This window comes from Vibrio makurazakiensis, assembly GCF_050337375.1.
Classification (GTDB): domain Bacteria; phylum Pseudomonadota; class Gammaproteobacteria; order Enterobacterales; family Vibrionaceae; genus Vibrio; species Vibrio makurazakiensis.
In genome coordinates, this window is record NZ_JAKJSW010000352.1 from 1 (window position 1) to 2816 (window position 2816).

At 43.2% G+C, this 2816-nt stretch carries 1 protein-coding gene; it reads left to right on the forward strand.

The genetic code is table 11. The annotated features are described in order from the left end of the window. Positions 1-2596, forward strand: a 2596-nt coding sequence (locus tag L4C33_RS21250) for an error-prone DNA polymerase (protein WP_428814382.1), incomplete at its 5' end; no start/stop codon positions are given. Positions 2597-2816: the final 220 nt, after the last annotated feature.

Genomic DNA, 2816 nt, shown 5'->3' on the forward strand with positions numbered 1-2816 from the left:
AGCTTATATACAGCACTGCGAAACTTTGGCTAATTCACTAAACATCCCAGTCACCGCATGTGGTGGCGTAGTCATGCATAATGCCAACAGGTTACCACTTCAACACACCCTAACTGCGATTAAACATCACTGCGAGGTAGCTCAACTTGGCGAACACTTCCTTTCAAATACTGAACGTAGTTTACGTGCAACCACTAAGCTCAGCCGCATATTCAAACCAGAATGGTTGGCCGAAAGTGTTCATATCGCCAGCTTGTGCCAATTCGACTTGGCAACCTTAAAGTACGAATACCCTAGTGAATTGATCCCTCATGGTGAAACGCCTAACAGTTACCTCACTAAGCTCGTCGAAAAAGGGAAGCGACTGCGATTTCCTAATGGTGTTCCTGAGTCCATATCTCTGATCATTGAGAAAGAACTCACTCTTATCAAAGAATTGAATTACCCATTTTTTTTCTTAACTATCCACGACATTGTGATGTTTGCCAAACAGCAAGGGATTTTGTATCAAGGCCGAGGATCTGCAGCAAACTCCGTGGTCTGTTATTGCTTAGAGATCACTTCAGTCGACCCTAGACAAATTTCAGTACTCTTCGAGCGTTTTATTAGCAAAGAAAGAAATGAGCCGCCAGATATTGACGTTGATTTTGAGCATGAACGCCGTGAAGAAGTCATCCAATATATCTACAAAAAGTATGGCCGAGAGCGGGCTGCATTAGCCGCAACCGTAATCTCCTATCGTTTTAAAAGTGCTGTGCGTGATGTTGGAAAGGCCTTAGGTATCCAAGAAACACAATTGGACTATTTCATTAAGAATATAAACCGACGAGATAGAAGCCAAGGCTGGCAGGCTCAAATAGTTCAGTTGGGGCTAGAAGCTCACTCACTAAAAGGTGAGCAGTTAATTCATTTAGTGAACGAGCTTATGGGCTTCCCTCGTCACCTGTCTCAACATGTGGGTGGCTTTGTTATCTCATCAGGCCCTTTATATGAGCTGGTTCCAGTAGAGAATGCAGCAATGGCAGATCGTACGATAATCCAATGGGATAAAGACGACCTTGAGACATTAGGGTTACTGAAAGTCGATGTTCTGGCTTTAGGAATGCTGTCCGCGATCCGTAAATGCTTTTCTCTAGTTAAAAGCATCTACAAACAAGAACTCAGTATTGCCGACATTACACGCCAACAAGCTGATCCGAATGTATACGGCATGATTCAACGAGCCGATACCATTGGCGTATTCCAGATCGAATCCAGAGCACAAATGAGTATGCTACCTAGGCTTAAGCCCGCAAACTATTACGACTTGGTTATCCAAATCGCCATCGTCCGCCCAGGTCCAATTCAAGGTGATATGGTTCACCCTTTCTTGAAAAGGCGCGATGGTATCGAGCCTATTGAGTACCCATCCGAAGAAGTAAAGTCCGTGCTATCTCGGACAATGGGCGTTCCTATTTTTCAAGAGCAAGTTATTAAGCTGGCGATGGTGGCGGCAGGGTTCACTGGTGGCGAAGCTGATCAACTCAGAAGAGCAATGGCAGCGTGGAAGAAAAGCGGAGATCTATTTAAGTTCAAATCTAAACTGATCGACGGAATGAAAAGCAGAGGTTATGAACTTTCATTCGCCGAACGTATTTTTGAACAAATCTGTGGGTTTGGTGAATATGGATTTCCCGAAAGCCACTCGGCGTCATTCGCTGTGCTTGCCTACAGCTCAGCATGGCTCAAATTTTATTACCCTGAGTGTTTCTATACTTCACTGCTAAATAGCTTACCTATGGGTTTCTACAGCGCTTCACAGCTTGTTCAAGATGCTCAGCGTCATGGTGTTACCATTCTTCCTGTTTGTATTAACCAGTCCCAATCAGATCATACTGTTGTCAAACAACAAGGGTCACTCGCTATCCAGTTAGGTTTGAGAATAGTTAAAGGGCTAAGTAAACACGGAATAGAGTGCGTGATCATGAATCGCCCTACTCAAGGTTATACGCATTTAAACCATGTCACTCAGCTATCCATTAATCGAAAAGACATCGAATTACTCGCTTCTGCTAATGCTATGCAGGTTCTATCTGGTAATCGGTATAAAACCCGTTGGCACATGATGGACTCGACGAACGATTTGCCTCTATTTAATCAACTTGAAGAGCCTACGAATACTTACACCCACCAGCCAAATGAGATACAAAGTTTAGTCGAAGACTTCTCAAGTACTGGTGTTACCTTAAATAAGCATCCTATTACTTTGCTTGATGAAGCGGGTCACTTAGGGCGATTTCATCGATTGAACCAGTTACAGCACATCGAGCATAAATCATTGGTGACAGTGATAGGTTTAGTAACAGGGAAACAATCACCAGGCACAGCAGCAGGCGTGACCTTTTTTACCCTCGAAGATGATACTGGCAATATAAATGTAGTGGTATGGGGCGCAACAGCAAGGGCTCAGCAACAAGCTTATTTAACCGCCAAGGTGCTAAAAGTAAAAGGTATTTTAGAGCGGGAAGGACAAGTAATACATGTAATTGCAGGGAGGTTGATTGATATGAGTGACCAACTAGAAAACCTTAAAACACGTTCACGTGATTTCCACTAAATATCGGTACCAAGTCCCACCCTATAACACTTGCCACCAAACAGAACTTACCGATAAATAAAGAGTAACGGGCGCACTCCGATTACTTTGACATTATGCTTTTCCAAAAAAGCGAAAAGGGAGGCAAGCCTCCCTTTGTGTTCAATTCGTTAAGTAATTACTTAACTTCAGCTTCCATACGTCTTTTCTTAAATTCCCTATATAGTAACAAGCTCAAAGT